The organism is Neoaquamicrobium sediminum, from assembly GCF_040970315.1.
In the GTDB taxonomy this organism is placed as follows: domain Bacteria; phylum Pseudomonadota; class Alphaproteobacteria; order Rhizobiales; family Rhizobiaceae; genus Aerobium; species Aerobium sediminum.
In genome coordinates this window covers 207,831-222,672 of record NZ_JAZHFV010000001.1, presented here as the reverse complement: position 1 = coordinate 222,672, position 14,842 = coordinate 207,831, and the positions used below count along the sequence as shown (strand labels likewise).

Sequence of the window (14,842 nt, the reverse complement as noted above, 5' to 3'; positions counted from 1 at the left end):
GCAACTGTCGATGTCGGGTATCCCAAGCACCATCACGCCGACTTTCGCGCTGCCTTGCGGGCCAGTTCTTGCCGGTATTTCTCGGCGTCCCAATCGGTGAGCTGCAGGTGTTCTTCGGCGGTGAGCACACGCAGGGGCGCGCCAGGCGGGATGCGGGTCGCCACGTCGGCGAGACAGCGCGCCATGGCGTCGGCGCTCGCGGTAGCGTCCTCGCGCATCAGGACGCCGATGCCTGGAAACACGATCGAGACCGGTGCTGCACCGATGCGCGCTATGACCGCCTGCGCATCTTCCCCAGGCCGCGCGATGGCGGAGCCTTCGCCAAGGAAAATGACATGATCCGGATAGAGGCTGCCGCGCGCAGCGATATGCGTGCTTGCCGGATCGGTGGCGACGGCATGGGCAGCGTCGCTTTCGGGCAGTCGGAAAGTTGCGACTCCGAGCGCGCGCAATTTCTCCATGTTGGCGGGGGGAGCGGAGCGCGGTTCGCTGGCGAGCCTTTGCGTGACGTCATTCAACAGGGCTTCGGCCGCGTCGACGGTTTCCGCGGCGACGACCAGACCGTGATTGGCCAGCACCAGAACGTCTGGCCTCTTCGAGGAATGCTCCGCTATGGCCAACGCCAGCGGCAGGCCAGGCCTTGCATAGCGCACCAGCGCCCAGTTGAGCCCGTCGAGCCTTGTAGCCAGCTCCGCTTCGCAATCGGTGCGGACCGCAAGGGCTATCGTGTTGACGCAATGCACGTGGACGACCACGCGTTGTGGCATCAGCGCGTGCACCGTCGTCTCGATCGAGGGCCGCAGGCCGGACGCGCCGAGGCCGGCAACGACGAATTGCTCCGCCCTCTCGGCGGCGGGATCCACGGACGAGACGGCGTCAAGCAGCGGTGCAATTTCCACCGGAACCATGATGTCGCGTTCCAGCGCATGGGCGAGCCATGTACCCGAAGCCTTGATCCAGAGGATGCCGTCGGCCTTCAGCGAAGTGTTGCCGCCCGCACCCTGGATGAGAAGGGGATCGGACCCGATCCGTGCCGAAAGCGCCCGCAGGTCGGCGAGCTCGACCCGTGGTGAAGCCGCTTCTCGCATGGTGCCGATCCTTTCCCTTGTCTGACTGCCGGCATCGAGTGCCGGGCAGTGCGGGAGGGGTGAAACCCCTCCCGAAATCCGACCCTAGAAGTCGAAGTCGTTGATGTTGTCCTTGGTGAACACGAACGGCGCACCAAGAAGGATCTCCGAGCCGTTGATGACCTGGAGTTCTCCCAGCTTGCCGGCTTCCACCGAGGTGGCACCCGGCTCCAGCGTTCCATCGGCCACCGCGCGCAGCACGTAGGCTGCCGCATAGCCGAGGTCGAGCGGGTTCCACAGAACCACCGACTTGACGCAGTCCGAGGCAACATAGGGCTTCATCGCGTTGGGCGTGGCGAGACCGACAACGGCGACGTTGCCGCACTGGCCTGCCTGCGTCACCGCATCGGCGGCAGCCGGCGTGGCGACGCTGGTCATGCCGAATATACCCTTCATCTCATCGCCATACTTGTTGATGAGCGTGTTGGCCTGGTTGAAGGACAGGATGTTGTCTTCCTGCGCCTCGACCGTCTCGAGCCACTTCATGTTGGGGTAGCATTCGCTCTGATAGGCCTCCATCTCGGCGATCCAGCGAGCCTGGTTCGGCGTGGTGAAGGTCGAGGTGACGATGGCGAATGCGCCGTCCTCGCCTATCTCGGTGGCCATCGCGTCGACCATCGATTTGGCGATGCCGTTGAACTCGGCCTGGTTGACGAACCACTGCCGCGCATCCGGTTCGGAATTGGCGTCGTAGCCGACGACATTGATGCCGGCCGCGAGGGCCTTCTTCAAAACAGGCGAGATGGCCACCGGGTCATTGGCGGCGAACAGGATGCCGTCCACGCCGCTGGTGATGTAGTTGTCGATCAGGGTGATCTGGTCGTCGATATTGGCGCGGCTGGGGCCGTCGGTCTTGGCATTCATCGTGCCCATCTCGGCGGCCGCGTCGGCGATGCCCTTCGAGGTGGCGTTGAAGTAGCCGATGCCGACGAGCTTCGGCACGTCGACCACGGTCAGCGTCTTGCCCTTGCGGTCGGGGGCGTCGGTCGGCTCGCCGCCGTCATAGGGAACCGCAGCCGCCGCGGCTGCGGCACCGTCGCAGGCGAGCGGGCTGGTCGGCAGGTCGTCGCCGCCGGTCCATGTCGACTGGGCATGGCTGAGGCTGGTCGAAAACGACAAGGCCAGAATTGCAGACAGAACTATCTTACCCATGTTTTCCTCCACTGAGCGTCGAGGCACCCGCGAGCGGCGGTGCCCGGCGAAAGCGTTCCTCCTATCGGGAGCCGCTCCTCCCGAATATGTTGCTGACCAGGATGGCCAGTATCAGCACGGCGCCGATCAGCATGATGGTGCCGTCACCCTTGACCCCGGCGAGCGAAAGGCCGTTCTTCAGCGCTTGAATGAGGCAGAGCCCGATGATCGTGCCAAGGATCGTGCCGCGGCCGCCGAATATCGACGTGCCGCCGAGCACCACCGCGGTGATCGCGTCGAGCTCTATGCCGGTGCCCATGTCGGAGCGCGTGGTCGACACGCGCGATACGAAGATCACGGCTGCAAGCGACGCGGCGAAACCCGAGGCGGTGTAGAGCGCGAGTTTCGTCTTCTCGACCGAAAGACCGGAAAAGCGGCTGGCGACCTCGTTGGAGCCGATGGCGTAGACCGTTCGTCCCCAGCGCGTATAGGCGAGGATGATCGCAGCGATGATCGCGGCGGCGAAAAGGATCCAGAGCTGGGTCGGTACGCCGAGCACCTGGCCCTGGCCGAGCACATAGAACCAGTCGGGGTAGCCGCGCACCGAGCGAGCCTGACTGATGCCTTCGGCCAAGCCGCGATAGAGCGCGAGCGTCGCCAGCGTCGCGATCAGCGGCGGCACGCGGAAGCGGGTGATGATGAAGCCGTTCATGAAGCCGGCAAGGGTGCCGGCCGCGACGGCCGCGACGATGGCCATCGGCAGCGGCATGCCGACATTCTGCCAGAACACGCCGAGCAGGATCGCCACGAGGCCGAGAATCGAGCCGACGGAAAGATCGATGCCGCCGGTGGCGATGACGAAGGTCATGGCGATCGCGATCAGGCCGATCTCCGTCATCAGCCGGCCCTGATTGAGCAGGTTCGAGACGGTGAAGAAGCGGTCGGACTGCCAGGACAGCACGATCAGGACCAGCACGAGGAGCAGCGCCAGAAACGTCTCGTGGCGGATGAGGGAGCGAAGGTTCATGATCGCTCCCTCATGTCCGCCGGTGCCGGCGCAGCATGTCGGCGAGCACCGTCGCCAGGATCAGCAGGCCAATCACCGCCCTGAGCCAGTAGGCCGAGACGTTGATGAAGATCAGCGCCGAGCCGATCGTGGCGAACAGGATGGTCGCCAGCGTCGAGCCGATGACCGTGCCGGACCCGCCGAGGATCGATACGCCACCGATGACGGTCGCAGTGATGATCGTCAGTTCGAGGTTCGGCGGCACCGTCGACTGGATGACCTGAAGCTGGGTGGCGAACAGGATCGCGGCGACGCCGGCGAATGCACCATGGATGGCGAAGACGGAGACCAACCGCCGCTCGACGGGGATGCCGGTGGCGACTGCCGCCTCCGGGTTGCCGCCGATGGCGTAGATGGAGCGGCCGAATGCCGAATAACGCATCCACAGGAAGGCCGCGATGGTCAGGACGATCATGAACAGGAACGGCACGGGCAGGCCGAGGAGCCGTTTCTGCGCGATCAGGAAATCGGGCGGCAGGTCGCTGATCCACGTGCCGCCGGTGACGCTGATGAGGCCGCCGCGCAGGATCGACAGCGCGCCCAGCGTGACGACGATGGACGGAATCTTCGCGTAGGCGACGAGCACGCCGATGACCGTGTTGACCGCCATGCCGACGAAGATTGGTGCCACCAGCGCGAACCAGATCGGATAGCCCGAGACGGCCAGCGTGCCGGCGACGGTGGCGAGCACGCCGATCAGCGCGCCGACGGAGACGTCGATGTTTCCGGTCATGATGACCATCGCCATGCCGATGGCGGCGACCGCGATATAGGCGTTGCCGGAGAAGATCGTGACGAGGTTGTTGGCGTTGATGAAGCGCGGATTGACGAGCGTCACCACCACGAACAGCAGCACGATGGCGGCCAGCACCACGCATTCCTGGCCGTATTCGGAAAAGATGCGGCGCATCAGGCCGGGCCGCTTCTGGCCCGTCTGCGGCCGGATCGGGGGAAGGTTCACTGCCATGCTCATCAGGCCGCCTCCGCGCCGCGATGCGCCGTCATGGCGGCGCCGACGCGTTCGGGCGTCGCGTCGGCCCGATCGATCTCGGCTGTGACGCGGCCACCGCTCATCACCAGCATGCGATCGCTCATGCCGAGCACTTCGGGCAGTTCACTCGAGATCATCAGGATGGCGACGCCGCGCTTGACCAGCTCGCCCATAATCGTGTGGATTTCGGCCTTCGCGCCAACGTCGACGCCGCGTGTGGGTTCATCGAGTATCAGCACCTTCGGCTCGGTCTCCAGCCATTTGGCGATCACCACCTTCTGCTGGTTGCCGCCGGACAGTTCGCTGACCGGCTGGTCGATGTCGCGGCAGCGGATGCCGAACCGCCTGACGGCCTCCCTCGCGCGCTCCGCCTCGGCGCGAGCCCTGATGAAGATGCCCGAAGACAGCTTCTCGATGGTGGCCATGGAGACGTTCTTCCTGATCGCCATCGGCCGCACGAGGCCCTGCAGGCCGCGATCCTCCGGCACGTAGGCGATGCCGAGGTCGCGCGCCTGCTGTGGCGAGCCGATGCGCACCGGCACGCCTTCCATAAGGATTTCGCCGGAGGTTGCCGGCGTCATGCCGAACAGGGTCAGGGCAAGCTCGGTGCGACCGCTACCGACGAGACCGGCAATGCCGAGGATCTCGCCGCGCCGGAGCCTGAACGAGATGTCTTGCACGTGGCGGCCGTGATTGAGGCTCTTCACCTCCAGCACGGTTTCGCCGATCTCGGCCTCGGCCTTGGGGAACAGGCTGTCGATGGGGCGGCCGACCATCATCGAGACCAGTTGCTGCTCGTTTACCTCGCCGATGTCGCAGGTGGCGACATGCGCGCCGTCGCGCAGGACGGTGACGCGATCCGCGAGCGCGAAGATTTCGGACATGCGGTGGCTGACATAGACGATGCCGACGCCGCGCTCCCGCAGTTGACGGACCACCTGCATCAGCCGCTGGACGTCGGATTCCACAAGCGATGCGGTCGGCTCGTCCATGATGAGGATGCGCGCGTTGCGGCTCAGCGCCTTGGCGATCTCCACCCGCTGGCGCTGCGCGACAGAAAGCGTCAGCACCTTGGCGTCGACGTCGAGATCGTGGGTGTCGAGCTGGTCGAGCAGTTCACGAGTGCGCGCGCGCACGGCCGCCCAGTCGATCCACCCGGCGCGGGTACGCGGATAGTGGCCGAGGAAGACGTTTTCGGCGACGGTCAGCTCGGGGAAAAGCAGAAGCTCCTGATAGACGGTGGCGATGCCGGCGGCGGTGGCGTCGCCGGTGGCGGCGAACTTCATCTCCTCACCGTTCACGGTGATGGCGCCGCTGTCCGGCTTGTAGAGCCCTGCCATCATCTTGATGAGCGTCGACTTGCCGGCGCCGTTCTCGCCGAGCAGCGCGTGGACCTCGCCCTCGCGCACGTCGAAATCGACATCCTTCAGAACCCTGATGCCGACAAAGGACTTCGACATGCCGCTGAGGCTGATGAACGGCTCGTGCGAGGTCATCCGGTTGCCTCCTTGATCGCGGCAGCCGAGGCCCGCGCGGCTGCGCGCCGCGCTGCGGCCAGTTCGCGCCAGCGGTCGCGATAGGCTTCCAGGCCGGGTACATCGCTTGGCGCGACGGGTACCGTCTCGTCGCGGAAGGGCGAGAGGCCGAGCGCCTTGAAGGCGAGGGCGGCGGCACCGGTGGCCGATCCCTCGCTCATGGTCGAGCGCACCACGGTCTGCGACGGACGAAGCTGGCCGAGCATCGCGGTGAAAAGATCGATCCTTGCGAGGCCGCCATCGACGACCAGCAGGTTGTCGGACCTGATCAGGTCGAGCGACAGGTCGGTCATCATGACCACGTAGAGCGCGGCGACGGCGGCGCGTTCCTCTCCCTCGACATCGCCTCCGACGATCTCGCCGGTCGTTTCCGGAAACGGGCCGCCGGCCGCCCATGACGGCATGGCGAAGACGCCGCGTGTCATCACGCGCTCGACCGCCTCCCGGGTGATCGGCTTGTCCCAGCCTCCGCTGATGACGTCGTATTCGCGGCCGCCCATGAAGCGTAGCGACGGCGCCGGCTCGCCGTCGACGGTGACGTTGGCAATCATGTCGCGCTCGCCATCCAGCGCATCGAGCGGACAGTCGAGGTTGATGATGATGACCCAGGTGCCGGTGGAGACCAGGGTGAAGCCAGAGAGGCCGGTCATCCGGTAATAGGCGAGGGCGGCGTTGGAATCGTGGACGCCGTTGTGGACGTTCAATGTGCGATGGGCGCCGTCAGGAAGCGTGACCTCGGTGGTGCCGACCACTGCACCGGCTGGCGCGATCTCCGGAAAGAGATCGCGCCAGCCCAGCCGGTCTACCAGGGAGGAAAAGTCACGCTTCAGGGGAGCCCAGAGCTGGTTGTGCGCACCGAGATAGGACCATTCGGCCAGCGGCCTGCCGGTAAAACGCCAGACCCAGTATTGCGGGAAGCAGAGGATGGATCGCGTCTTCGCGAAGCGCTCGGGCTCCTCGGTTTCGAGCCAGTGGATGTGGCGCGCGATCGAGAAGCCGAGCGGCAGGCGTGGCGTGTAGGTCTCGGAGAAGTCCGGCAGGATCGGATCGATTTTCGCGGCCACCGCGTCGGGAATCTCCTGCTCGTAGTCGAGGACCGGGTGAAGCAGCTCGCCGTCGCGCACCAGCGCGAAGGCGCAGCCATGCGCCGAGATCATCAGGCCGGTGACGCCATGCATGGCGGTCACATCGGCGAGTTCGGCGCTCATCCAGGAAAACAGCGCCTCGTCGTCCAGCACGCCGCGGCCACGGAAATCCGTCCAGACGGGTTTCGTGCGCCGTTCGTCCAGCAGCTTCCCGTCCGGCGCGAAGACGAACAGCTTCGAGTTCGTCTTGCCGAGATCGAAGACGGCGAGCGGGCCGGCTTTCGGGGGCGGCCTCGTCACGGCCTATGCTCCGCGGCGACAAGCTCGTGTTTGCGACGCGCGGTCTCCATGCCGACATCGATGAAGCGCCGCGCGTGGCGGGCGAGCTCGACATTGTCGGACCAGAGGTTGCGCCAGATCGCCGTCTTGCGCGAGAGGTTCTCGTCGACGATCTCGGACGAGAAGGATTCGAAGGAAACGTCCTTCGAATAGCCGACAGCGACGAGCGCGTCGAAGATAGCCCGCCAGTCGATGCTGCCGGTGCCGAGGAAGCCGCGATGGCTTTCGCCGATATGGAAATAGCCGATCCTGTCGGCCGCGTGCCGGATGGCGAGCGCGGCGTCTGCCTCCTCGATGTTCATGTGAAACGTGTCGAGGTGCAGAAAGATATTGTCCGACCCGGAGGTCTCGATATAGGCGAGGCCTTGGGACGCGGTGTTGAGCAGGTTGCTCTCGAAGCGGTTGACGATCTCGACATTGAGCGAGACGCCGGCGCGTTTGGCTCGCGCGGCGACTTCGGCAAGCGTGTGGGCGCTGCGGTTCCAGCCGTCCTTCGTCGGCATCTGCGTCTGCAGGCCATGGCTCGTCTGCAGGATGCCAGCAAGGACATTGCCGCCAAGATCGCGGGTGAGCGCGACCATCTCGTCGAGGATCTCGACGCCGTGTGCGGCGACTGCCTTGTCGGCGCTGGAGATGTCGCCTTCTTCCGGCAGGCCAATGCTGATCGCGACTCCGAGCCCATGCGCGGCGATGCGCTTGGCGAGACGGTCGATGTCGACGTCGGCCGGATCGAGATAGGAGAATTCGATCAGGTCGAAACCTGCTTCCTTCGTCCGCTCCAGCGTGCGGTCGAGCGCCTTCTGGTCGGATGCCGCCGACCAGACGAAGGAATGAATGCCGACATGCGCCATGGTTCTTTCCCCGTTCGAAATGGAAGGCTTCCGGCCGCGATAGACGCGGCCGGAAAAATACGCGTGGTCAGCGGGCGGCGGTCCAGCCCTGGTATTCGCCGAGATTTTCCGCAGTGATCAGCTTCGGATCGAGCAGGACCGTGGGTTCCGCAGGCTTCTCGCCCGCAAGCACGGCGGCCGCCATGTCAAGCGCCTGCCCGGCCATGACGTACGGGTCCTGCGAGGCCGATGCCTTGATCATGGAATTGCCGCTGGAGAGTTCCTTCTCGATGTCTGGCGCGCCGTCGACGGCGGTGATAATGAACTCGTTGCGGTTGAGCTGGCGGGCGGCGAGCTGGGCGCCGATGCCGGTCGGATCGTTGATCGCGAAGACCGCGTCGATCTGGTCGAAGCGGGTCAGCAGCGCCTGGAAGACCTTCAGGCCGCCGTCGCGCGAGCCTTCCGCGTTCTGGTCGTCCGACAGGATCTTGATGTCGGGGTGCTGCGAAAGCACGTTCTTGCAGCCCTCCACACGGTCGAGAATGGACGACGAGGCCGGGCCGTTGAGGATGACGTAGTTGCCCTTGCCGCCCGTATGGTCCACCAGATATTGGCAGGCGACCTCGCCGGCCTTGACGTTGTTGGTCATCACGGTGACGTCGGCGCCCGGCGCTGAGACGTCGAAGGCGGCGACCACGATGCCCGCTGCCTGCGCCTTCTTGACGGCCGGTTCGATCGCCTTGGCATCGACCGCGTTCAGCATGATGACGTCGACGCCGGCGGCGATGAAGCTGTCGACCTGCGAGACCTGCTTGTTGAGATCGTAGTCGGCTGACACCGATGTCACCTCGACGTCGGGATTGATCTTCCTGGCAGCATCCTCGATGCCCTTGATGGTCGCCACGAAGAACGGATTGCCGAGCAGGCCGACCGAGATGCCGACCTTTTCGAGATCCTTGGCGGATGCAGGGGCGATGGCAACCGAGGCGAGCGCGGCTGCGCAAAGCAGTTTGGTGATGCACTTCATTTGCTTCTCCTCCGACTGCGCCGCGCCTCTCGCGGCGCGATGCTTATGTCCGGCCGGCGGCCGGCGCGTTGAGGCCAATCATGTTCGTGCTCCTGCCTGGAGCCTGTAGCGGTCGAGGGCGACCGCGACGATGATGACCAAGCCCTTGATGATGTACTGCCAGATGTCCGAAACACCGGCGAGAATGAGCCCGTTGGACAGCACGGCGATGATGAGGCCACCGATCAGGGTGCCCCAGATGGACCCGACGCCGCCGACGAAGCTGGTGCCGCCGAGGATGACGGCGGCGATGGCGTCGAGCTCGTAGGATTGCCCGAGCTGGAGGCCGTTCGCAGCGTAAAGGCGCGCGGCCGACAGCGCACCGCCGAGACCGGCCAGCAGCCCGGAAACGCCGTAGACGAAGAGCAGCACCAGCGGCACCTTGATGCCGGTGAGCCTTGCCGCCTCCGCGTTGCCGCCGACGGCATAGATCCAGGTGCCCAGCACCGTGCGCCTGAGCACGAACCACGAAATCACCACGACCAGCAGCGCAATGATGACGAGCCAGGGGACGCCGAGAAACGTGCCGTTGCCGAGGAAGGCAAAAGGCAGATCGGAATTGAAGACGGTTGTGTCGTTGCCGAGCAGGCGCGCCACGCCGCGCACCGCCGTCAGCGACCCGAGCGTGACGATGAAGGGTGGCAGCTTCAGATAGGCGATGAGCACGCCATTCATCATGCCGAAGGCGAGACCGGCTAGAATTGCAGCCGGTACGCCGAGCATGCCGATTTCCGGCATCAGCGACACGATCACGGCGATCATCGCCGAAGCCGCCAGTATGGAGCCGACCGACAGGTCTATGCCGCCCGTGAGAATGACGAAGGTCATGCCGGCGGCAAGAACGATGTTGATCGAGGATTGCTGCAGAACGATCAGCAGGTTCGTCTCGGTCATGAAGCGCGGATTGATGACCTGGAAGATCACCGCCAGCAGGATGAGGGCAGGCAGCATGCCGAGTGCGGCGAATGCAACGCGGAAGCGCGCCTGCCGGGCGCCGTCGCTCGGTGCGGTGCTTGTCTTGTCAGTCATGTGCCTGACGCTCCGGTGGCAAGTTCCATGATCTCTTCCTGGGTGAACCGTCGGTCTGCGCGGGCGGATACTTCGCCGACGATCTCGCCGTCGCGCATGACCAGCACGCGGTCGGCCACACCGATGATTTCCGGCAGCTCGCTGGAGATCATCAGGATGGCGATGCCGTCCTTGGCGAGGTCGTCGATGATGCGGTAGATCTCGGACTTGGCGCCGACGTCGACGCCGCGCGTCGGCTCGTCCAGGATGACGACCCTGGGCTTGGTCTCCAGCAGGCGGGCAAGCAGGACCTTCTGCTGGTTGCCGCCCGACAGCGAACCGACATTCATGCGCGTCGAACTGGTGCGGATCGACAGATCCGACACCGCGCGCGCGGCGCGTTTGTCGGCCACCGCAAAGTCCCGGAAGCCGAGCCGGCGTGCATCGCGCGCCATGACGCCCATGTTGATGTTGTCGGCGATCGACATGTCGAGGAAGAGGCCGAGTTCCCTGCGATCCTCGGTGAGATAGGCGATGCCCGCTTCCAGCGCGGCTCCCGGCGAGGCGATCTCCACCGGGCGTCCGCCAAGCTCCATGGTTCCGGCGGTCTTGCGGTCCGCGCCGTAGATCAACCGGGCAAGCTCGGTGCGCCCGGAACCGATCAGCCCCGAGAGCGCCAGGATCTCGCCCTCGTGCAGATCAAGCGAGCAGTCTTTCACCAGCCGCTCGGCGGACAGGCCGCGGACCGAAAGCGCGACCGGCCGCTGCGCACCGGGCGCCTGATGCTCCTTCTTGTAGAAAGACGAGATGTCGCGGCCCACCATCATCGAGACGAGGCGCGGCGCATCGACCTCGTCGCGGCCCAGCGTGCCGACATAGCCGCCGTCGCGCAGCACACTGACGCGGTCGGCGAGCTGATACACCTCTTCCATGCGGTGGCTGATGTAGATGATGGCGATGCCCTGCGCCTTGAGCCCGGCGATCACCTCGAACAGGCGATCGGTCTCGCGCGAGGTGAGCGATGTCGTCGGCTCATCCATGATGATGATGCGCGCATCGGTGGACAACGCCCGCGCGATCTCCACGAGCTGGCGCTCGCCGAGCGAAAGCTGCGAAACCCGGGTGCGGGGCGAGAAGGTCAGACCAAGCCGGTCGATGATCGGCTTTGCGCGCCCCATCATCGCGCTGACGTCGACGACGCCGAACCGGCGGGGCTCGTTGCCGAGGAAGATGTTCTGGGCAACGGTGAGGTTCGGAGCCAGCGACAGCTCCTGATAGATCACCGCGACGCCGTTCGCGCGCGCCTTGATCGGGTCGCCGGTGGTAACGGGCTGCCCGTCGATGAGGATTTCACCGCCGGGATCGGGCCGGTAGGCGCCGGACAGCATCTTCATCAGCGTCGATTTGCCGGCGCCGTTCTCGCCCATCAGGGCGTGCAGTTCGCCTGCGTGCACCGTGAGCGAGACGTTGTGCAATGCCCGCACGACGCCGAACGTCTTGCTGATCTCGCGCATTTCAAGGACGGGCGCGGCACCGGCCATGTCAGCCTCCGAGCCCGTTGGCGGAGACAACGCAGAGGCTGACGCCCGCGTTCTCCAGCATCTTGGCATGCTGGTCGGCGATGCCGTCGTCGGTGATGAGGGTGGCGATCCTGGAGAGCGGCAGGGCGACGTTGCGGGCGTGGATCGAAAACTTGCGGCTGTCGGCCAGCACGACGATTTGGTCGACATTCATGCTGAGTTCCTGGATCGAGCGCACCATCAGCGGGTGCGATTCCAGGAGGCCGTCGGGGCTGATGCCCTGTGCGCCGACGAAATATTTGGACGCGAAAAAAGATACGGGCTGGGCAGGAGAATAGATGACGCGCGGCTCGCGGTGCAGCTCGCCGCCGGCGACCGTGAGACTGCACTTGCCGTGATCGCCCAGATAGGCTGCCAGCGGCATGGAGTTGGTGAACAGGCGGATGTTGCGCTCGGCGAGCTTGACGCCGAGGTGGAAGCAGCTTGAGCCGCCATTGACGATGACGGAGTCGCCGTCGGCCACCATGGTCGCGGCGCGATCGGCGATCTGGCGCTTTGCGTCGACCGCGAGGTCACGGTTCTCGTCATAGGGCCGGGCGAATGCGGTTGCCTGTGCGGCGCCGTCGAGGGCCGAGATGCCGCCATAGACCTTCCGCGCGGCGCCGGAGCCGTCGATCTTGTCGATGTCGCGCCGGATGGTGGCGGCCGAGACGCCGAGGCGCTCCTGCAGGTCGCGCACGGAGGCAAACGGCCTGTCACGCAGGATCTCGATGATCTGCTTGTGGCGGCTCAGGTCGCTCACGATTCCTCCTCCCGTGGCGCCGCGAAACGCGTCGTATGAGCTAAGTTACGCAAAATGGCGCTGCGCGCAAGCGGATAGTGACAATCTTTGCTCATATCGCAATGCAAACAAAGGCTATTGCGTCGCAATATGAGCGACTTCACTCTTTTTGCGATTGACAAACCGCATGTGTTGGCCTGAATTGCCGGCAGCGAAGCGGCACTCCCTTCGTGCCGCGCCGGGAGGAGTGTGGAGATGGTCGAGAACGGGGCCGCGCGGCTTGCAAACCTGTGGGATGACGCCAGGGCGGCCGCGATGAGCGAGCCGGAACGTCTCGTCTACCGCTCCAACCTGCTCGGTTCCGACAAGCGCGTGACCAACTATGGCGGCGGCAACACCTCTTCCAAGATCACACAGAAAGACCCGCTGACAGGCGAAGACGTCGAGGTGCTGTGGGTCAAGGGATCGGGCGGCGACAACGCCTCGATCAAGCTCGACGGTTTCGCAACCCTCTACATGGACAGGCTGAACGCGCTGAGGGGGCTCTATCGCGGGCTCGCACATGAAGACGAAATGGTCGGCTACCTACCGCATTGCACCTTCAACCTCAATCCGCGCGCGGCCTCGATCGATACACCGCTGCACGCCTTTGTGCCGCACCGATATGTCGATCACATGCACCCCGACGCGATCATCGCGATCGCGGCTGCCAAGGATTCCGAAGCGCTGACGAAGAGGATCTTCGGCGACGCCATCGGCTGGCTGCCATGGAAGCGGCCGGGCTTCGAGCTCGGCCTGTGGCTGGAAAAATTCTGCCGCGAGAATCCGCAGGCCAAGGGCGTCGTGCTGGGAAACCACGGACTGTTTACCTGGGGCGACACGCCGAAGGACTGCTACGCGGCCACCATCGACATCATCAACCAGGCGATCGCCTGGTTCGAGAAGGAAGCGGCCGGCAAGCCGGTCTTCGGCGGACCCGCGACCCGCTCCCTGCCCGCTGCGGAGCGCCGGGCGATTGCCGCGCGGCTGATGCCGCGCATACGCGGCATGATCTCGGCGGACGGTCCGCGCAAGGTCGGGCACTTCGACGATTCCGATACAGTGCTCGAATTCGTCAACTCCAGCGAGCTGCGGCCGCTCGCGGCGCTCGGCACATCCTGTCCCGATCATTTCCTGCGTACCAAGATCCGGCCGCTCGTGATCGAGTTCGATCCCTTGCGACCGGATGTCGATGCCGTGGTCGCGGCGCTGCCCGGCGCGCTCGACGAATACCGCGCCGGCTACCGGGCCTATTACGAGCAATACAAGCATGCGGATTCGCCTGCCATGCGCGACCCCAATGCGGTGGTGTACCTGATGCCAGGCGTCGGCATGTTCACATTCGCCGCCGACAAGGCGACGGCGCGCATTTCCGGCGAGTTTTACGTCAACGCCATCAACGTGATGCGCGGCGCGTCATCGGTGTCGAGCTATGTCGGCCTGCCGGCGCAGGAGGCGTTCGACATCGAATACTGGCTTCTCGAAGAGGCCAAGCTGCAGCGCCTGCCGAAGCCCAAGTCGCTGGCTGGCCAGATCGCCTTCGTGACCGGCGGGGCGGGTGGCATCGGCAAGGCAACCGCGACACGGCTGTTGCGCGAGGGCGCATGCGTCGTGCTCGCCGATATCGACGAGCCGGCGCTGGGCAGTGCCCGTGACGAATTCGCCAAGGCCTTCGGAGCCGATTTCGTACGCACCGTGAAACTGGACGTGACCGACGAGATGGCAGTCGCCTCGGCCTATGCTCGTGCCGCGGTCGAATATGGCGGCGTCGACATCCTCGTCTCCAATGCCGGCATCTCGTCGTCCGCGCCGATCGACGAAACGGAACTGTCGATGTGGGACCGCAACATGGACATTCTCGCCAAAGGGTATTTCCTCGTTTCGCGGGAAGCGTTCCGAACCTTCAAGCAGCAGGGCGTGGGCGGCAACATCGTCTTCATCGCCTCGAAGAACGGACTGGCCGCCTCGCCGAACGCGGCGGCCTATTGCACCGCCAAGGCCGCCGAAATCCATCTCGCACGCTGCCTGGCGCTGGAGGGCGCGGAACACCAGATCCGCGTCAACACGGTCAATCCGGATGCGGTGCTGCGCGGCTCCAAGATATGGACCGGCGAGTGGCGCGAACAGCGCGCGGCCGCTTATGCGATGGAGCCGGACCAGCTCGAGGAGCATTACCGCAAGCGTTCCATGCTGAAGCGGTCGGTGTTTCCCGAAGACGTCGCCGAGGCCGTGTACTTCCTCGCGTCTGACATGTCGGCGAAATCGACCGGCAACATCATCAATGTCGATGCGGGCAACGCGCAGAGTTTCACCCGGTAGAAGCG

General features: G+C 65.1%; 12 protein-coding genes. 1 reads left to right on the top strand and 11 read right to left on the bottom strand.

Going from position 1 to position 14,842, the window contains the following annotated elements:
* Positions 1-32: 32 nt before the first annotated feature.
* From V1479_RS01030 to V1479_RS00980, 11 genes are all read right to left on the bottom strand, one after another.
* Positions 33-1,088 carry a class II aldolase/adducin family protein gene (locus V1479_RS01030; RefSeq protein WP_368801289.1) on the bottom strand — a complete coding sequence of 352 codons (1,056 nt, stop codon included), beginning with the start codon at positions 1,086-1,088 and terminating at the stop codon, positions 33-35.
* An 84-nt stretch (positions 1,089-1,172) separates the two neighbouring features.
* Positions 1,173-2,279 (bottom strand): autoinducer 2 ABC transporter substrate-binding protein, encoded by a 1,107-nt coding sequence (locus tag V1479_RS01025; RefSeq protein ID WP_368801288.1) that lies wholly within the window; start codon positions 2,277-2,279, stop codon positions 1,173-1,175.
* A gap of 61 nt (positions 2,280-2,340) precedes the next feature.
* Positions 2,341-3,285 carry an ABC transporter permease gene (locus V1479_RS01020; RefSeq protein ID WP_368801287.1) on the bottom strand — a complete coding sequence of 315 codons (945 nt, stop codon included), beginning with the start codon at positions 3,283-3,285 and terminating at the stop codon, positions 2,341-2,343.
* Positions 3,286-3,295: 10 nt separating this feature from the next.
* A complete protein-coding gene (locus V1479_RS01015) occupies positions 3,296-4,291 on the bottom strand; it encodes an ABC transporter permease (protein WP_368801967.1) in 996 nt (331 codons plus the stop codon).
* 5 nt (positions 4,292-4,296) lie between these two features.
* Positions 4,297-5,811 carry a sugar ABC transporter ATP-binding protein gene (locus V1479_RS01010; protein ID WP_368801286.1) on the bottom strand — a complete coding sequence of 505 codons (1,515 nt, stop codon included), beginning with the start codon at positions 5,809-5,811 and terminating at the stop codon, positions 4,297-4,299.
* Entirely contained in the window at positions 5,808-7,235 is a 1,428-nt protein-coding gene (locus V1479_RS01005; RefSeq protein WP_368801285.1) for an FGGY-family carbohydrate kinase, read from the bottom strand. Before V1479_RS01005 ends, V1479_RS01010 begins: the two co-directional genes overlap by 4 nt.
* Complete coding sequence (locus V1479_RS01000) at positions 7,232-8,125, bottom strand: sugar phosphate isomerase/epimerase family protein (protein ID WP_368801284.1); 894 nt, start codon at positions 8,123-8,125, stop codon at positions 7,232-7,234. Before V1479_RS01000 ends, V1479_RS01005 begins: the two co-directional genes overlap by 4 nt.
* A 67-nt stretch (positions 8,126-8,192) precedes the next feature.
* Positions 8,193-9,131, bottom strand: coding sequence for an ABC transporter substrate-binding protein (locus V1479_RS00995; RefSeq protein WP_368801283.1), 939 nt, complete (start codon positions 9,129-9,131; stop codon positions 8,193-8,195).
* 78 nt (positions 9,132-9,209) lie between these two features.
* On the bottom strand, positions 9,210-10,199 hold the full coding sequence (locus V1479_RS00990; RefSeq protein ID WP_173188843.1) for an ABC transporter permease subunit: 990 nt from the start codon (positions 10,197-10,199) through the stop codon (positions 9,210-9,212).
* A complete protein-coding gene (locus V1479_RS00985) occupies positions 10,196-11,719 on the bottom strand; it encodes a sugar ABC transporter ATP-binding protein (RefSeq protein ID WP_368801282.1) in 1,524 nt (507 codons plus the stop codon). Before V1479_RS00985 ends, V1479_RS00990 begins: the two co-directional genes overlap by 4 nt.
* Before the next feature lies 1 nt (position 11,720).
* Positions 11,721-12,500: a DeoR/GlpR family DNA-binding transcription regulator gene (locus V1479_RS00980; protein WP_173188847.1), complete on the bottom strand. Its 780-nt coding sequence runs from the start codon at positions 12,498-12,500 to the stop codon at positions 11,721-11,723.
* 234 nt (positions 12,501-12,734) lie between these two features.
* On the opposite strand from V1479_RS00980, the gene V1479_RS00975 reads away from it, so the two are divergent.
* Positions 12,735-14,837: a bifunctional rhamnulose-1-phosphate aldolase/short-chain dehydrogenase gene (locus tag V1479_RS00975; RefSeq protein ID WP_368801281.1), complete on the top strand. Its 2,103-nt coding sequence runs from the start codon at positions 12,735-12,737 to the stop codon at positions 14,835-14,837.
* The last annotated feature ends 5 nt before the right edge of the window (positions 14,838-14,842 follow it).